The 17,703-nt window shown below is 58.1% G+C and carries 17 protein-coding genes; all 17 read right to left on the reverse strand.

Features of this window, described 5'->3' with window-relative positions:
- The 17 genes from V9G17_03650 to V9G17_03730 all read right to left on the reverse strand — a co-directional run bounded on the left by V9G17_03650 (position 1) and on the right by V9G17_03730 (position 17,701).
- Positions 1 to 1,038: an NAD(P)-dependent oxidoreductase gene (locus V9G17_03650; GenBank protein ID MEI2751671.1), complete on the reverse strand. Its 1,038-nt coding sequence runs from the start codon at positions 1,036 to 1,038 to the stop codon at positions 1 to 3.
- Complete coding sequence (locus V9G17_03655; GenBank protein MEI2751672.1) at positions 1,035 to 2,210, reverse strand: DegT/DnrJ/EryC1/StrS family aminotransferase; 1,176 nt, start codon at positions 2,208 to 2,210, stop codon at positions 1,035 to 1,037. Before V9G17_03655 ends, V9G17_03650 begins: the two co-directional genes overlap by 4 nt.
- Before the next feature lie 39 nt (positions 2,211 to 2,249).
- A complete protein-coding gene (locus tag V9G17_03660) occupies positions 2,250 to 2,930 on the reverse strand; it encodes an NTP transferase domain-containing protein (protein ID MEI2751673.1) in 681 nt (226 codons plus the stop codon).
- Between the two features lie 50 nt (positions 2,931 to 2,980).
- Positions 2,981 to 3,931 carry a GDP-L-fucose synthase gene (locus V9G17_03665; GenBank protein MEI2751674.1) on the reverse strand — a complete coding sequence of 317 codons (951 nt, stop codon included), beginning with the start codon at positions 3,929 to 3,931 and terminating at the stop codon, positions 2,981 to 2,983.
- The gene (gene gmd, locus V9G17_03670; protein ID MEI2751675.1) at positions 3,928 to 4,938 is read right to left on the reverse strand and encodes a GDP-mannose 4,6-dehydratase; all 1,011 of its coding nucleotides are present in this window, start codon (positions 4,936 to 4,938) and stop codon (positions 3,928 to 3,930) included. The genes V9G17_03665 and gmd overlap by 4 nt, the downstream gene beginning before the upstream one ends.
- A 97-nt stretch (positions 4,939 to 5,035) precedes the next feature.
- Positions 5,036 to 6,367 carry an O-antigen ligase family protein gene (locus V9G17_03675; GenBank protein ID MEI2751676.1) on the reverse strand — a complete coding sequence of 444 codons (1,332 nt, stop codon included), beginning with the start codon at positions 6,365 to 6,367 and terminating at the stop codon, positions 5,036 to 5,038.
- A 420-nt stretch (positions 6,368 to 6,787) separates the two neighbouring features.
- On the reverse strand, positions 6,788 to 7,402 hold the full coding sequence (locus V9G17_03680) for a CatB-related O-acetyltransferase (protein ID MEI2751677.1): 615 nt from the start codon (positions 7,400 to 7,402) through the stop codon (positions 6,788 to 6,790).
- A gap of 242 nt (positions 7,403 to 7,644) precedes the next feature.
- Positions 7,645 to 8,487 (reverse strand): dTDP-4-dehydrorhamnose reductase, encoded by an 843-nt coding sequence (rfbD, locus tag V9G17_03685; GenBank protein MEI2751678.1) that lies wholly within the window; start codon positions 8,485 to 8,487, stop codon positions 7,645 to 7,647.
- Positions 8,475 to 9,503 (reverse strand): dTDP-glucose 4,6-dehydratase, encoded by a 1,029-nt coding sequence (gene rfbB, locus V9G17_03690; GenBank protein MEI2751679.1) that lies wholly within the window; start codon positions 9,501 to 9,503, stop codon positions 8,475 to 8,477. The genes rfbD and rfbB overlap by 13 nt, the downstream gene beginning before the upstream one ends.
- Positions 9,504 to 10,238, reverse strand: coding sequence for a sugar phosphate nucleotidyltransferase (locus V9G17_03695; GenBank protein ID MEI2751680.1), 735 nt, complete (start codon positions 10,236 to 10,238; stop codon positions 9,504 to 9,506).
- Positions 10,239 to 10,385: 147 nt separating this feature from the next.
- Positions 10,386 to 11,465: a glycosyltransferase family 1 protein gene (locus tag V9G17_03700; GenBank protein ID MEI2751681.1), complete on the reverse strand. Its 1,080-nt coding sequence runs from the start codon at positions 11,463 to 11,465 to the stop codon at positions 10,386 to 10,388.
- A gap of 88 nt (positions 11,466 to 11,553) precedes the next feature.
- Positions 11,554 to 12,351 carry a glycosyltransferase family 2 protein gene (locus V9G17_03705; GenBank protein MEI2751682.1) on the reverse strand — a complete coding sequence of 266 codons (798 nt, stop codon included), beginning with the start codon at positions 12,349 to 12,351 and terminating at the stop codon, positions 11,554 to 11,556.
- Positions 12,352 to 12,357: 6 nt separating this feature from the next.
- Positions 12,358 to 13,437 (reverse strand): glycosyltransferase, encoded by a 1,080-nt coding sequence (locus tag V9G17_03710; protein ID MEI2751683.1) that lies wholly within the window; start codon positions 13,435 to 13,437, stop codon positions 12,358 to 12,360.
- Between the two features lie 31 nt (positions 13,438 to 13,468).
- Complete coding sequence (locus V9G17_03715) at positions 13,469 to 13,957, reverse strand: class I SAM-dependent methyltransferase (GenBank protein ID MEI2751684.1); 489 nt, start codon at positions 13,955 to 13,957, stop codon at positions 13,469 to 13,471.
- Positions 13,958 to 14,029: 72 nt separating this feature from the next.
- Positions 14,030 to 15,067: a glycosyltransferase family 4 protein gene (locus tag V9G17_03720; GenBank protein MEI2751685.1), complete on the reverse strand. Its 1,038-nt coding sequence runs from the start codon at positions 15,065 to 15,067 to the stop codon at positions 14,030 to 14,032.
- Between the two features lie 206 nt (positions 15,068 to 15,273).
- The gene (gene rfaQ, locus V9G17_03725) at positions 15,274 to 16,341 is read right to left on the reverse strand and encodes a putative lipopolysaccharide heptosyltransferase III (GenBank protein MEI2751686.1); all 1,068 of its coding nucleotides are present in this window, start codon (positions 16,339 to 16,341) and stop codon (positions 15,274 to 15,276) included.
- A gap of 256 nt (positions 16,342 to 16,597) precedes the next feature.
- Positions 16,598 to 17,701: a glycosyltransferase family 1 protein gene (locus V9G17_03730; GenBank protein MEI2751687.1), complete on the reverse strand. Its 1,104-nt coding sequence runs from the start codon at positions 17,699 to 17,701 to the stop codon at positions 16,598 to 16,600.
- Positions 17,702 to 17,703 lie beyond the last annotated feature (2 nt).

Genomic DNA, 17,703 nt, shown 5'->3' on the forward strand with positions numbered 1-17,703 from the left:
TCAACGCCGGGATGGACGGAAATATCTCTGATGTTGGTTCGCCAGCTCCTTATACCACTGAATGTAATCGACGAACCCTTTTTCCAGTGGATACTGGGGGGAGTAGCCAAGCAATCGCTTTGCCTTTTCAATAGAAAGGGTTCCGCGCTCAGGCATCAGCACATCACGCGGCTGGTATTTGATTTCAACATTGGGGAATTGGCCACGCACGATATCAGCCATCTGTTTCAGTGACCGCGCCCCCCCATAGGTCAAATTAAAAATTTGGTTCCGTGCTTCGTCTTTGACAATACAGAGCACCAGACCTTGCAAGAGATCCTGGATATATGTGAAGTCGAGGGCATCACTCCCATCCCCGTTCACGCTCAGAGGCGCCCCGCGAAGGACCGACTCAATGAATGCCTGACCAACACGACGACTGACACAACGCTCGCCGTATAATGCGGACGGCCTGACAATCGTGTAAGAAAGGCCGAAGACCTGGCCATACGCAATAACGAGTTTCTCTCCTCCATATTTCAGCGCGCCATAGATCCCGAGCGGTTCACAGTGACGCTCCTCGGTCACGGCTTCCCCGTCAAAATTCCCGTACACCATCGAAGAGGAAAAATAGATAAACTGGGCACCTAACCCCCTGGCGCAGTCGAGTGCGTTCTCCAGCGTTCGCAAGCTATGATCGAAAGTGCTGTACGGATCTTTGTTCGCGCGATTCGCGTGGGCGATCGCTGCCAACTGCACAATCGTATCCGGCTTGATTTCGTTGAGGCACCGAGACAGGACATGATAGTCCCGCGCATCGACGACATGCAGCGGGACTTGAGCCGCTTGTAACAACTGTAGTCGCTCGTGAATAAAGTGAAGGTAGAGCGACTTATTGGCATCGTCGTGCGAATTTGAGAACGCGCCAAGATTGTTGACCTGTAGACTGTCCACCGCGTGGACATCCGCACCGAGTTTTGCAAGATTCAACGCAAGGTTATGGCCGATGAACCCAGCGCCACCGATCAGCGCAATTTTCCGTCCTTGGAGTTTGCTCACCGTCCGGGCCCTTTCCCACTGTCAGCCTCTGCCAGGCTCTGCTTCAGCATGGCTACGACTCTGTTGACATCTTTCTCCGTCATATGCATACCGAGCGGCAGCGCGACGGACTGATCGCTAATGCGTGTCGCTTGGGGATACGCACCAGGCAGAAAGCCATACTTGTTTCGATAGTAGGTCATACGGGGAACAGGTTGCGGATAGTAGATACTGGTCCCGATTCCAGACGCATTCAGTTTCGTCACGACGTCATTCCGCCTGCCTGCATATTCTCCTTCGAATACCGCGCTCACACAATAGTGACTGGACCGTGATTCGGGCGCATCGGTGTCGATCAGACGGACTTGCGGCAGATCCCCCAAGAGTGTCCGATACTGATTAAACAACGACGCCCGTTGCGTCAGTACGTCCGGCATTCGCCGAAGCTGGGAACGACCAAGGGCGGCCTGAATCTCACTCATCCGATAGTTCAATCCGAGGCTTGGTACATCATACATGCCCGGCACGGTTCGCTCACTGTGTGTACGGTCCACGCCGAACGCGCGCAGCCTGGCGACAGCAGAAGCAACTGCTTCATGGCGAGTAACGAACATTCCACCTTCACCCGTAGTCATGTGCTTGACCGGATAGAATGAAAAACACCCGGCATCTCCGAACAGTGCGACATGGCGCCCTTGATGTCGCGCGCCCAACGCAATCGCACAGTCTTCGATGATTCTCAGGCCATGCCGCTGCGCAAGATCGACGATGGGGGGCATATCACACGCAATCCCCGCAAAATGCACGACTGAGATCGCCTTCGTCCGAGGGGTCAGCGCCAAACTGATTGCCGAAGCGGTCAAATTTCCGGTCCTGGAATCGCAATCGACAAATACCGGCGTAGCTCCGACCCATTCCACCGCATGAACCGTTGCCGCATGGGTTTGTGCCGGGACGATGACCTCATCGCCTGGCCCGATACCAAAATGAAGATACGCCAGATGCAAGGCTGCCATGCAGGAACTGACCGACACACAATGGCCGCCGCCGAGAAACTCTGTGAACTCCTGCTCGAACGACTTGCACTGCGGACCATGGGTCAAGATATGCCCGTTCAACACCTCTAGAACCGCCTGTCGATCCCCATCGGTAATCCAGGGGCGGGCAAATGGAATGGGTACGCTGTCACTCATGTCTATCGTATCTTTCTGGTTACACCACTCGAAACATGATTACGATGAGGCGCTGCTCGTCGCCAAAACCGGCGGGCTGAAGCGACGAAGTTCCTCAGTTGATAACTGTTCAAGCCGACACAGATCTTCGATCGTATCCACAGCCAAACTGAGATCCGCGAACCTCCGATCGCCGGATTCCACATTCACAATCTGAAATCGGTCCGGGTGTCGATAGAAATATGGGGTGACATGCTCCTGGTCGTCCCGAGTGGTATCGTCCATAACGATTGACTGCAGCGCACTGACCCTGATGAGTTCCACATTCTGCCCTTTCGGGAACGATCGGGGGAAAATGGTGGTTACCACATCCGGAACACCCTGGTTCACATGAGACAACACGAGCCGGATTAGCTCAGGAGCCAACAATGGGCTATCGCCATTGATTCGCATGATCCAATCACAGGGATACTCCTGCGCAGAGGCGACGAAACGAGCCAGCACATTGTCCAACGGACCTCGGTACACATGCCTATCGAGAGATTCGATATAGCGCACAAGCGGATCATCGGAGGATTCTACACTCGTTACCACAATCACGTCCTCGGAGGGAAGCGCTTCTTCGACGGCGCGCACGACGTGACGAATCATCGCTTCTCCGCGAAACGGAGCGAGCACCTTCCCCGGGTAACGCCTGGAGGACATTCGCGCTTGAATGAATCCCCTAATAACCGGCTTCATCACTGGACCTGCCTTCGAAGCACACAGTCAAAGAAACTCACGTCCATCTGTTATGGAGGAGCGATCGACGGCACAACGACATGCCTTCTATACCACGCATACGTTTCGGTCAACCCCGCTCGTAACGACGTCGCCGGCTTCCATCCCAGCGTCTGCATCCGACTTCCATCCATCAATTTCCGCGGCATGCCATCCGGCTTGGTACGGTCCCAGTGGATTGCCCCCCGATATCCGACCACCTCGGCAATCAACGTTGCCAATTCGCCAATAGAAATTTCCTGCCCAGCTCCGACATTCATGATCTGCGCATCGGAGTAACGCTCCATCAGAAACAGGCAAGCCTCGGCGCAGTCGTCCGCATGCAGAAACTCGCGCAGCGGAGTTCCGCTCCCCCACAGGAGTGGTTCCTTCCCCTGCTCGCGCGCTTCATGGAACCGCCGCAGCAACGCCGCCAGCACATGGGAGTTCTGCAGGTCAAAGTTGTCGTTCGGACCATACAGGTTGGTGGGCATCGCCGCAATAAAATCACACCCGTATTGACGGCGATACGCCTGGCACATCTTGATGCCGGCGATCTTTGCGACGGCATACCACTCATTGGTCGGCTCCAACGGACCGGTCAGCAGGTACTCCTCCTTCATGGGCTGCAGGGAATCTCTCGGGTAGATGCAGGAGGACCCCAGGAACAGGAGTTTCTTCACGCCCTGAACATAGGCGTGATGAATGACATTGTTCTGAATGGCCAGATTGTCATAGATGAATTCAGCGGGCAATGTGGAGTTTGCCAGAATGCCCCCCACCTTCGCCGCAGCCAAATACACGTATTCCGGCTTCGTTTCCGAAAAGAATTCGGCGACGCGCCTGTTGTCACGCAGATCCAATTCTTTACTGGTCCGGAGAAGCAGGTTGTCATATCCACGAGCCGTGAGCGCCCGCACAATCGCAGATCCCACCATCCCCCGATGCCCGGCGACATAAATGCGTGCGTGTGTGTCGATCACTTCTCCCCCCTTGATGCGGTCCCGTGCCACTTCAGCCGTTCGGCTTCCACATCTGCATCTACCATCATGATGGCCAGTCGATGAAAATCCACCGTCGGTTTCCAGCCAAGTTGCCGCTGGGCTTTCGCCGGATCGCCGATCAGGAGATCGACCTCGGTCGGGCGGTAATACCGCGGATCGATCCTCACATACCGCTGCCAATCCAACCCCAGATGACCAAACGCCGCATCGAGAAACTCACGGACCGTGTGGGTCTCGCCTGTCGCCACGACGTAATCATCAGGCTCCTCCTGCTGCAGCATGAGCCACATCGCTTCGACATAGTCCCCGGCATAACCCCAATCCCGCTTCGCGTCCAAATTGCCGAGAAACAACTCCTGCTGGAGGCCCAGTTTGATCCGCGCTGCCGCTTTTGTGATCTTGCGTGTGACGAACGTTTCACCACGACGAGGCGATTCGTGATTGAAGAGGATACCGTTACAGGCGAAGAGACCATACGCTTCACGATAATTGACCGTAATCCAGTGCGCATAGACCTTCGCCGCACCGTACGGACTCCGAGGGTAAAACGGCGTGGTTTCTCGTTGTGGGACTTCCAGTACTTTGCCGAACATTTCACTCGATGAGGCCTGATAAAACTTCGGACGCAGCCCCGACTCACGAATCGCTTCCAGCAATCGAACCGTGCCCAAACCCGTGATTTCAGCGGTGTATTCAGGAATATCGAAACTGACCCGGACATGACTCTGTGCCCCGAGATTATAAATTTCGTCAGGCTGAACCGTTCGTATGATTGTGTTCAGCGAACTGGCGTCATTCAGGTCTCCATAGACCAGATGCAACTTGGCCCCGGAGATATGCGGATCCTGGTAAATCCCATCGAGCCGCGCCGTATTGAAGGAACTCGAGCGGCGAATGATCCCGTACACATCGTACCCCTTGGCCAAAAGAAATTCGGCCAGGTACGACCCATCTTGGCCTGTAATACCCGTGATCAAGGCTTTCATTCTCTGAACACTCCCGTTCGCCCCCTCCCCATGGGAGGCCGATGCATCCACACCACACCCGCGCACTGGAACTGGCGACCACCCATGGCCGATAGATTTATGCGATCCTGCCGAGCGACGCCACATCGTCGGACGTTGACTCGTGACGCGCCATCCGCCAACCCGGCCCCGTCACGGTGATCCCAACCGCCGCCAACAACCAGAATAGATGCGCGAGGCTACCCATAAACATATAGTCGAAGAGATTGCGCACCGCGAAGCCGATGACGGCCAATCCGATCCCCGCAGCCAGCACTGTCACTTTATCGTTCCGCCCAGCCAACCAGGGAATCGGAATGAGTCGACGCAGGAGCGCGACAAAGATCCAGATAAAGCTGAGTAACGCAGGAAGGCCGCTTCCCAACGCCACCATGAGAAACGTATTGTGCATAGCCGGGATGATACGTTCCTGCTCCGGAAGCTGAACCTGCCTCTCGGCCGAATATTCCTGAAATTTTTTGATAAACGAGTTGTTGCCATAGCCAATGCCGACCATCGGATGAGTTGACACCTCCCCCAAGCCAATGGTCCAGACCGTCAATCTCGTATCCACGGTTTTGGCAGCCACCGTATCGGTCTGGAATCCAGAGTGTGAGGCAACCACCAACCCTGCGCCAACGAGGGCCAGGAACCCCAGCACGCCCAAGACCCAGCGCCGTCCACCGATCAGCAGCGCGAGCATCATTCCCTGGGCCACATGGCCTAGCCATCCACCGCGAGTATATGAAAAGACCTGTGCGGCTCCCGTCAGAACAAGCGCCAGGACCTGCATAGCACGAGCCCAGGCAAAATAACTCACAACCAGGAGACTGCCGGCGATCGGAAGCGCCATGACCATATAGGTGCTGAGCCAGTTGTAGTCGGATCCATAGCCATGAGCCCGTATAAAGCGATCTTTCCAGGTTCCCCCGTCATGCACAAACTCGACGAGTGCATAGATGGCTAGCACCGTCCCGCCCATCACCAGCGCCCAGAGAATCTGCTGCGGCAGGTTCTCTCGTCGACAACGATCCAATACCAGCAAGGACCAATAAAACACACCGGCCTGCGCCACGAATTTTTTCCACTCGGCAAAACTATAGGCAGGATCGGTGGCGAACGGAACGGTACAGACCACCCAGATTATGAAGAGCCACAGCGGTAGATCCAGGGGATTTCTGATCCAGGGGCTTTTCTTTTCCAACGCACACATACCCAAGCAGAGCGCGATGAGAATGATGACGATATGTTCTTGGTAGCGAAACAAGACAGGCACGAAACTCGAACAGGCAATGGCGATCATCACATACCGTTGAAATCCCCAAAAAAATGCACGCGCACGGGCCTGCTGCTCTCCTTCTTGAGCGGATTGGATGGTTGGATCGACGGGTGATGAAGTCGTAACAGTCATAACATCACAGATCACGTTCGACGCAGATCAACTCGAGCATTCTCACTCCGGCCACGGCATCACACCACAGATGGCGCATGACCATGCCTCCTCGAATGTGGACAGATCATCTCATCCCCGACAGGCAGTCCATCGCATGGAATATGAATCTCCTATTCACCTATCGAGGAGGCAACTACGTGATGGGGTTACACTCACCATCGGCGCACCCCGGCGCATCACAGCGGCACGAGCTGGGGGCTCTGTGGAAGCGCAGTATAGAGAAAATTCTCCCCTTCCACAAGAAACACAGCGCTCGAGCCATGCTTCATCCAGGCAACGAGTCCCCTGAGGAGCCAGGACACGAGACATGAGTGAGCGGCAGGCACAAGGGGATGGGTTCAGCGGGACTGATTCGAACGCGAGACCGAGGGAGAGGCGCTACGACCGATCACTGACCGCATCGTACTGTGCAAGAAAGGCATCCAATCGATCGGACATCAACAGAGGAAGGGCTGTTTCAATTTTTTCACGCGGCCAATCCCACCAGGCGATGCGGAGCAGACTGGCAACGGTGGCTGGATCGAATCGATACCGGATCACACGTGCGGGCACACCCGCCACAATGGCATAGGGGGGAACATCCTTCGTGACCACACTCCTTGCCGCGATCACCGCACCATGTCCTATGGAGACGCCTGAGAGAATCAAGGCTTCGGTCCCGATCCACACATCGTGGCCGATACTCACATTGCCTTTCGACCGAGAGGGCATGGGAAGACCCCGGTCGTTCCCAAAGATGACTTGAAACGGAAAAGTCGAGACCCACTCGAGGTGATGCTCTTGGCTGGTAAGAATCGAGACCCCACCGGCAATGGAACAATACCGACCAATGCGAACCGTGCTACCGTCGTCAGGCACGACAATATCCGGATGTCCATAGGTCCCCTCCCCAACTTCAAAGGCGGCATATCGAGGATTGTGCTGCATGAACAGGGAAGAAGGCCCACTACTTTTGATACCGAACGCGACCAGCAGTCTTGACCACCACTTCATTCTCGGTTTCACAGCTGCCCGCGCCTCGGATACAGAGACCCGCAGAACCCGACTCCGCTAGCCCGTATGATTGATGACCGTTCATCTCGAAATCGCCAAGCCGCGTCGTGAGACCGGCACGCCGAGGTCAGAAGATCTGAGGCGCACTCGTGCAGTACGTCGAAGATCCGAGGGGAGAGCCCGCCGGCTCGTCGGAACGGCGGAGCGTCGATTGCGGCAGAAGTGCTCATGAATAATGCGGGTTAGGAGGCCAGCTTGCTCTGTGCGCTCAAGAAACGCCCCAAGCCATCCTGCCAAGGCGGCATGGTGAATCCGAGATGATGGAGCCTCTCTGCTGAAAGGACGGAATAGGCCGGCCGCTTCGCCGGTCTCGGCATGTCGACCGTCGTGATCGGCTCAACGGGAATCCGGGCGTTCGACAATCGGACGATCTCAGCGGCAAACTCATGCCACGTGCACTCGCCGGCGTTCGTCACATGCAACAACCCCTGCGCCGGATGCGCCACCAACTGTCCAATCATGTCCGCAAGATCTTCGGCAAAGGTCGGGCAACCTCGCTGGTCGGCCACAACCGTCAACTTGGGCCGTTCGGCCGCCAGTTTCAAGATGGTCTTGACGAAATTCCTCCCGTGAAGACCATAGAGCCAGGCGGTACGCACCACCAGGGTGTTTTGGCAACAGGCCAACGCACGCTGCTCGCCGGCCAATTTGGACGCACCGTAGACGCTCACAGGATGGGTCGGGTCGGTTTCAACATAGGGGCGCGTGCCCCGGCCGTCGAATACGTAGTCGGTGGAAATACAGATGAGCCTCGCTCCGATGTCAGCGGCTGCGCGAGCCACGCGCTCAGTCCCTTCAGCATTCACCGCCAGGGCCAGGGCCGGATTCCCTTCAGCCCCATCCACATCCGTGTAGGCGCCGGCATGAATCACGACTTCCGGGACGGCCTCGGCAATGACGCGACCGCAGTCCGGCCGAGTCAGATCGAACGTGGGAAGATCAAGCAACGTCAGCTGATGCCCGCGTAGCGTCTGCTGAAGATCTCTCCCCAGCTGCCCCTGCGCACCAGTGATTACGATCCGCACGCCGTCCCCTGCTGCAACCGCTTCGCGTACTGCTGTTGATAGTAGGCCTTGAACTCTCCGGACTTGATCGTCCGCCACCAACTCTCATGCGTACGATACCACTCAACCGTTTCCTTCAGCCCCTCCTCGAACGGCACTTGCGGCGACCAGCCCAAAGCCCGCAGCCGGCTGCAGTCGATCGAGTAGCGACGATCGTGTCCGGGGCGGTCCTGCACCAAACGGATCAGCGACCGAGACTTTCCCAGTGTCCCGACGATCTGTTCGGCCACGGTGATATTCTCACGCTCGTTCCCGCCGCCGACGTTGTACACAGTCCCCAGCTGCCCCTGTTCGAACACATGCTGGATCCCCGCCACATGGTCATGGACGGACAACCAATCCCGGCATTGTTTGCCGTCGCCGTATAACGGAAGCGGCTCCCCGTCGATCGCGTTGGTCGCAAATAACGGAATAAATTTCTCGGGGTATTGGTTCGGCCCATAGGTATTGCTTCCACGCGTGACCAGCACCGGAAACTGGTAGGTCGTCCAATAACTCAGCACCAGCAAATCCCCTCCGGCCTTGCTCGCCGAATAGGGACTTCGTGGTTCCAATCGATCGTTCTCCGTAGAGCTGCCCTGCTCGACACTACCGTAGACCTCATCGGTGCTGACCTGCAGAAACCGCCGCACTCCGGCCCGTCGCGCTTCCTCCAATAGAATGCCCGTCCCCACGACGTCCGTGCGGGCAAACGCCCCGGGATCGAGAATCGACCGGTCCACGTGGGTTTCCGCAGCGCAATTGATGATGCCTTCAATGCGGTGTTCCTGCAGAATTGTGTGCACGACTGGTTGATCACCGATGTCGGCGTGCACGAAGGCATACTGCGGATGCCCGGCGAGGTCAGCGAGATTCTCCAGATTGCCCGAATACTTCAACGCATCGAGATTCACCACCGAATGAGAGCCGCTCTGAATCAAGCGGCGTACCAGGTGCGATCCGATAAAGCCGGCCCCGCCGGTGACAAGTAGTCGCATTTAGAACTCCATCCTATTCGCCCCGGTCTGGGCCACGAGCTGGTTGGCTGCCAACAGGGATTCGATCGTGCCGGCATCCGTCCACCAGCCATCCAGCACATCCCAGGTCAACTCCCCGGATGCAATGTAGGCATTATTGACGTCCGTAATTTCCAATTCGCCGCGCCCCGACGGTTTCAATGTCCGGGTAATCTCGAAGACACGGGCATCATAAAAGTAGATTCCGGTGACCGCATAGGACGAGCGAGGCTGTGCCGGCTTTTCTTCGATGCTCAGCACCCGATCGCCTTCGAGGTGCGGCACCCCGAACCGTTGCGGATCCTTCACTTCCTTGAGGAGGATCTTTGCGCCTCTTTTCTGCGCGCGAAACGCCCCTGCGGCCTTCGCAATATTCCCCTGAATCAAATTGTCGCCCAACACCACGCAGATCGGGCCGTCATCGGCAAAATGCTCCGCTAGCCGCAGCGCATCGGCGATGCCGCCCTCTCCTTGCTGATAGGTGTAGCTGAGATGCTTCAGGCCGAAATCACGACCGTTTCCCAACAACTTCAGGAAGTCACCCGCGCTGTTCCCGCCTGTCACCAACATCACTTCCGTAATGCCGGCATTGACCAGCGTCTGGATGGGGTAATAGATCATCGGCTTGTCATACACCGGCAGGAGATGTTTGTTCGTCACTTTGGTCAGCGGGAGTAAGCGAGAACCGAGCCCTCCGGCAAGCACGACACCTTTCATACATCACCCCCAGCGTCACAAGCCCATCGGATCAGCGGGACGGATACTCGCTGCGCGAAACGGCCGTTGCCATCCCCCATCGATTGGATCGTAACGTCTCGCCCCAGCTTCAGACCAGAAAATTCGCTCATATCGTCCGGTGCCCCGTTATCCGATGAGCTGTTCATACACCGCGACCGTCTGCCTGGCCGTACGATCCCATACAAATTCCTTCGCTCGGGCAATCCCGCACGCCCGCAGCGTCGCCTGCACATCGGATGAGCCCAACACCTTGACGAGGGCGTCGGTCAACGACTCGGCTCGATGTGGATCAATCAATTCCGCCGCATCACCTGCGACTTCAGGCAGTGAAGAGGCGTTCGAACAGATCACCGGGCAGCCGCACCCCATCGCCTCCAACACCGGTAGACCGAACCCCTCGTAGAGCGAGGGAAACACAAACACGGTGGCCTGCTGATAATACGCCACGAGTTCCCGGTCGGATACCACGCCGACCAGTTTAGTGTGGGCACCGATGCCATGATGTTCGACGGCCGCTCGAATATCGAGGCGTTTGCAGACATCACCCGCCAGGACCAGATCGAACCGGCTGCGCAGCGTCTCAGGGAGTTTCGCAAACGCGTCAATGAGCAGGCCGACATTTTTGGTCGGGTCGGCACCGGCAACACAGAAGACGTAGGGTTTGTTTTCGCCTCGATGCTCGGCCGGCCGAAACCGCTCGGCATCGAGGCCCAGTGACGTCACGGTCACCTGTTCGGGGCGAAGCGGAACGTGCGCCAGCAAATCACGCCGAGAATGTTCGGAGATCGTAATGACGTGATCGATCTTTTCCCAGCGGTCCCCGACCAACCACTGTTCGATGCGACTATTGAGATTGGTCCGCGCACGGAGCACCGGAAACAGCAACGGCTTGACGTCATGGATGGTGGCCACGAACCGTCCGCGTTTCCAGGCCACGCAGGAATCGTACGGGAAGTGAAGTACATCGTACGGACCGACGAGGAGCGGCGCCACCTGCTCCCAGAAACGGCGACGGAACAGCGGGAACCGGATCACACGATAGCGCATATTCGGGCGCACGGTGAACGGATGTTCCGCATGAGGGATCAGAATCTCGTAGTGATTCACCTGATCGACGCGCCCCAGCGCCTCGATCAGTTCCCGGGCATACCGTCCGATGCCCACAGTCGCATTCTTGAGATGCCAGGCGGCGATGACAATCTTCACAGACTCGGCATCCCTCTCATGCAGTGGCACGACGAACGGGATGCGAAACAAACCCGCCGACGTCGTTCATCCGAGCGGCTGCCCCCGATCAGACACGTCGAGGAAATTTTTCCACCAGCGTATGGCCGAATCGGCGTTGCTCCGATCGTTTAACCAACTTGGCTCTCACATCGGTGAGACGCCGTTGAAACCAATTGCCACGGATCGTCCGACCCCACTTCTGTTTGAAATGGGCCATATTGTGGTCCCAGTATTGGTCGGTCTCCGTACGAGACACCGCAACCTGAGTGACTTTTGAGAAATGATGGATGAGCGCCGAGCCGGTCATCGCGACGGAAAACCCTGCCGCCTTGGTGCGCCAGAGGAAATCAGTATCTTCGCAGCCGCCATAAGAAAAGGCCTCATCGAACAGGCCAATCCGATCGAACACCGCGCGGTCGATCAACATACAAGGCGCATAGAGTTCCCGCCGCACCGCCCCGGCGCAGGCCTGAGTAAACTCGCGGGCATAGGCCGCCAAGTCATAGTCCAGGGGTCCTTCTCGAGCCGAGGGACACACAATGCCGTACTCGCCTTGTTCCATGAACGCCAACAGGGCTTCGCTCCACCCCGCGGTCATGAGCAGGTCGTTGTTCAGGATACCGATGACATCACCTCGACTGGCACGTATCCCCTGGTTCCAGGCCTTCGCACAGCCAAGGTTTTGCGCATTGGAAATGACGGTCGCATCGACGCCCCGAAGATATTCCGCGGTCCCGTCCACACAACCGTTGTCGATCAGAATCAGCTCAAACGGAGCGGGGGTATAGGCCTTGATCGACGCGAGGCATTGTCGAGTGAACTCGAGTTGATTGTAGAGCGCAATCACGAGGCTGAGTGATTTCATGGACGCTTAAAGTACCTGTGCGCACAACTTCAATAGATACGACGCCCGATGGGCTGTCGTATGATAGGCCAGCACATGCGAATAGGCAGACTCGGCCATCCGCTGCCGTTCGGCTTCATCGTCGCGGAGCCGCCGCACCCAATAGGTCAGATCGCTCAAATCCGGCCGACAGAACACGGCGTGGACACCGTGTTCGAAGTTATGCGGAATGTCGATGTCCGGAGCCTCGGAGATCAACGGGGTTTTCGCCGCCACAATTTCCCAATAACGCACCGTGTCGAATCCGCCACCGCGAATAGAAAGCGCCGTCTTTGAACGGCCCAAGAGCAAGCGATACGCCTCCCGCCCCATTCTACTCATCGAGCCTCTGGCCGGAGGATCACCCACCAATTTCGCCGCCATGATGTCAAACCAGGACTCGGCCAGCCTCGACCGCCGATCGGTCGGCTCGGCATAGACCCCGCCCTCGAACCGGATATCCCTCGCATCCCTCAATAACCTGACCGCGGCCAGTCGCTTTCGGTGCGAAGCCCGCCCGACGAACGAGACGTCGATGTCTCGGGTCGGACTCGGCGCCCCCGATAACGCCGCCGCACTGACTGAAAACGGCAGGGGAAAGATACGCCCTTCAAACTCCTCACCGTGCGCCGACCTCAGACCTCGAAACCAGGCCCTGCCCTGTCCAGCGGGTCGCTTGCGATACTCGCGCTTAAAATACATCCCGGCTCCGACCGCTCTGAGGAGATCCAGGCGAAGCTGCGCATCGTCTTCCCCATCGAGCACCACAATAGGAGGGAGCCTCACGTGATCTGCGAGGGTACGGAACGCCGACTGAACCCCTCGTCTCGGCGAAGACAACAGAACCAAGTCAAGCTGTCCTGCGCGAAGCCTCTCGACCAGCGCATCCTGCGCCTCCTCACCTTCTCGATCGATGAGGAGAGCCGACGAGCGAGGATCCGGACCGTGATACGCGGCTTTACGGGGGAAGTCAAAAACATTCTCCCCCCCCAGCACTGTGCAAAGCCCGTCATAGATCTGGTCGGCCAGATAGTCAGGCTCCGAATCGGTCAGATAGAGCACCTTCATGTCAGTGTGATCGGCTCGATCCTCGTGCGGCCTAGGATTTCTCCACGCGAAGCGTCACGTACATATTCTCAACCACATTCCAGAGGTGCCGCCGGCAGCGTTTGCGGACATATTCGGGCAGAAATCGAAACGGCTTGCGGGTATCATACCGAACCGACTCAATTCGAAAATTCGTCCGGATGCCATAATCGGTCGGCGCCTCGAAATACTGAAACGTATCCTCCGTCAAATACCGCACATGCGTCGGATCGCGAAAGGCTCCGCGAGACGTGTAGTAGGGAACGGTCACGTGTACCTGAGCGCCCGACTTGCACACCCGATAGACCTCTTCCATGAACGGAATCAGCTCGCGCACGTGCTCCATGACATGGCTCAGGTGAACCACATCAACACAATCGGCCTTGAGCGGCAGCGGCTGTTCGATATTGCAGAGGGCGTTGACCCCTGGCTCCCGTCGGCAGTCAAACCCAATGGCCTCCCGCTGCTTATTTTTCCCGCATCCAAGATCGATGACAATCACTCCGCAACCACCCTTTCCCACGCCCGGCCGGCTCCGGCCGGTGGGCCAATCGACCCGGCACGTCCTCGCCTGTTACGGACGCATATCCATCAGATCGACGTAGATATCTTCCAACCGTTTCGTCAGCAGAGCGGCGTCGAATTGTTCTCGGGCTTTCTCGTAGCTGCGTCGTCCGAACGCGGCCCGTAAGGCCTCATTCTGCAGCAGCTCAATCACGGCGCCCGCATATTGCCACTGCCATCGACACACGAACCCGGTCACATTGTGCTCGACCAGTTCTGCCTGGGCATTGGCCTTCTTTCGCTGAGGGGTACTCAGCGTCACAACGGGGATGCCGTTGGCCATGGCCTCGGCGATGACACACCCGAACGTCTCCCCAATCCGCGAACCATGCGTAAAGATATCGAGACGCCGATAGAAGTCTTTGACATACATGGACGGCTCCAGAAACTCCACTCGCCCCTGCAGCCCCAGCCCTGTCAGCGTGCTCCGTACCCGTTCCGTCGCACCCTGAAGCAGGCAACGGACTTCCGGCACGTTCCGAAATATTCTCGGCAGACTCTTCAAGCAGACATCATGCCACTTCTGATCATCCGGTCGACTACAGCGTCCGATGGTACGGCTGAACGACTTCTCCCCGCCGCCGACCTCTAAGAAGTCGACCGGGTTGTAGAGCACTTCGTACCGCTTACCAGGCTGGGCTCCATAGCGACGAAAATAGGTCGACCTGGAACTCTCGGAAACAAAGCAGTGGCAGTCGATGCGGTCCCCTTCCTGTTCGTCCAGCGCATGAAACACATTGGTTTCTACGACGCGAGGGCCGCCGGGGCGACGCGCGGGTAGAGAGCCAGGTTCGTAGGTCCCGGCTCGGTGAACATGACAGATATCGATGTGGTAGTCGCGTACCAGTTGCGTCAAATCAGGCGGCTCGATGAACACCGGGATGCCGTATCGTTCGAGCGCCTCAACCCGAACCCCGCCGCCCATGCGGCCACAAGCGAAGACCTCGAACCGCGACTTGTCGAGATATTGGCAGAAAATCTGAAGGGTCTTCTCCGTGCCACCGAGTTCGAGCCGGTTCGACACATGCAGCACGCGGATCTTTGCCATGAACGGATCCCCCTCAGGACGCTATCGCATTTGCGCAGCCCGTACGAATGATGCCCGCAATCTGTGCTAGTTCCCAGACACCTTTTCCCTCAGCCCGGCACGCATACGCGGTGATCGTCGAGCTCAGCGCATTACAGACAGCAGGCCTCCATTAGACATCCAGACGTCAGACATCACTGGAATGCACCTGCGCACCGATTCCTCGCTCACGCCCCCGCCATCCTTCGTTCCAACATGCGAGTGGACGCCAGACAGACCTCATCCACTGTGATCTGCTGCATACAACTCTCATCCCCGCGCAAGCAGGTCGGATGATAGCAGGCCCGGCAGTCCAAGCCCTTATAGATCACCTGGGCCGGTCCGCCGCGCGGCCCCCACCGTTGCGGATAGGTCGGCCCGAACAGCGCCACGACGGGAGTGCCCATCGTGGCCGCAATATGCATCGCGCCTCCGTCGTTTCCGACGAATAACGCGCACCGTTTGACCAATGCGGCAAACTGCAGCAGCGAAAACTTCCCCGCGACCACGGTGGGCGCGCAACGCGTCTTGCGGGCAACCTGCTCGGCCACCTCACGTTCACGCTGATCGCCGCCCAGGAGAATCCGGCAGCCAAACCTGTCGGCAAGACGATCGGCCAACTGCGCGAACCGCTCATGCGGCCAGACTTTCAGCGAGTAGCGGGCCCCCGGTTGCAACAGCACCAACAAGGGAGAGCCTTGCGCAGACAACAGGCCGGATTCCCGCATCCAAGTCTCCACCACCTGTTCATCCGCCGGCGAGGTGTACAAGGCAGGCGTGCCCGGCTTCGGGTCCAGTCCCAGGGCGCGCAGGGCACAAAGATCGTAGTCCACCCGATGCTGATCCGTCGGGCGGGGCTTGGCCACGGTGCTGTACAAGAGCCCTCGCCAGCGATGTTCCGCATTAAATCCGATACGGACGGGCGCACCGGTCGCCAGACTGATGACGGCCGAGCGATCGCCATCGGTCAGATCGACCACAGCGTCAAAAGCCCGCCCTCGCAGCATCTGCACAAATTTCAGCTGGGCTTGCCAGGGTCCCTTTTCGAGACACAACACCTCGTTCACGTCGGGATTGTTCGCCAACACCCCTTCCGTTCCACGATTGACCAGTACCGTCAACCGCGCGGGGGAAAACTCGGCCCGCAACCCGCGCAACACCGGCGTCGACAGGAGCACATCGCCGATATGCCGCAACTTGATGATCAGGATATTCTGGAAATTCATCACCCCACCGACTCTAGCAGATCGTTGCACCGCTGCTCCTTTGACCTACGGCAACGTCGAGAATCGCACATTCGTTCGTCGCTCGTGAAGCGTCGTTCGTGTCTCGTCCGCAGAAAAGAGCCTATGGCGTATAGCTCATGGCGTATGGTCCGAAATAGAGAGTGCGCGTCTTTCCTACCAGCTATACGCCATCAGCCATGCGCTCTTATCTCCGACAGATACGCCCCACGATTCACGCTTCACAGACGTTGACCACGATGCCGGCGGGCTTTTTCAACAGCCTGCCTCAGGCACAGAGTTCACGATAGAGGGCACTGGTACGCACCGCTGCACGCGGCCAGGTAAAGAGTCGCGCCCGCTCAAAGCCACGATCCCGAAGCTGCCGTCGCAGCGCCTGCTCGGACAGCACCCTCACCATCGCCGCTCCTAACGCCTCGGCATCCTCCGGGTCCACCAGCAGCGCCGCATCCCCTGCCACTTCTGGAAGCGACGACGTCGAAGAGGTAATCGTCGGTGCGCCGCAGGCCATTGCCTCGAGGACCGGCATGCCGAAGCCCTCATACAGCGACGGAAACACAAACAGATCGGCAAAGGAGTAGAGCCGGCACAGCTCGTCACGATCGAGACGACCGGTACAGCGCACCTCCTGCTCCAGTCCAAACGACCGGGCCGTCGCGAGGTAGCTTCCCTGCGGATGTTCCGCATCCCCCACGAGCAGAATGACTCGTCCTCCAAGCTGAGACCGCGACCGCGCCACGGCCTGCAGAAAAACACGGTGGTTTTTTCGTGGATCGGCCCCGCCGACAAACAGAATAAATCCTGTCGCAGGGATCGACCACCGCTTCATCAGCGCTGCCATCGCCTGCTCATCCTGCACCGGAGAGAAGTCCTCAGTCACACCATTATGGATGACGACCACCCGGTCACGCGGAATTCCATACAAGGCTTCTATCTCGCGGGCTGAAAACTCCGACACCGTCACCACCCGTCGCGCCCGATTGGCCGTGGCCATCGCGCGCCGGGATGAACCGGCCTGCCCTAACAACTTCCTCGAATATTCCGGATGCCTGGCCAGCCACAAATCATGGATGGTCACGATCCCGCCCGATCGGCCCGTCGTATGCATCTTGAAATTGGGACCGTGATAGAGATCGAGCCGGTCCCAGGCGCCCCGCCATGGCATCAGCCACCGCGGCGTTTCCACCCACCGCAGACGATCGTGCACGGGCCAGCCTTCGAGCCGGCCGGCCTGCAGCGACCCGGGCCGAAGATACCCCACATACTCGATCTTCTCATCCAAGGCCAGCAGCGAGCGGAGCAGATGATACGTGTGCCAGCCGACGCCGCCCTTGTCCCCCACGATTGACGCCGCGTCGATCCCGATACGCATCA

The organism is Nitrospira sp., from assembly GCA_037045225.1.
GTDB lineage: Bacteria > Nitrospirota > Nitrospiria > Nitrospirales > Nitrospiraceae > Nitrospira_A.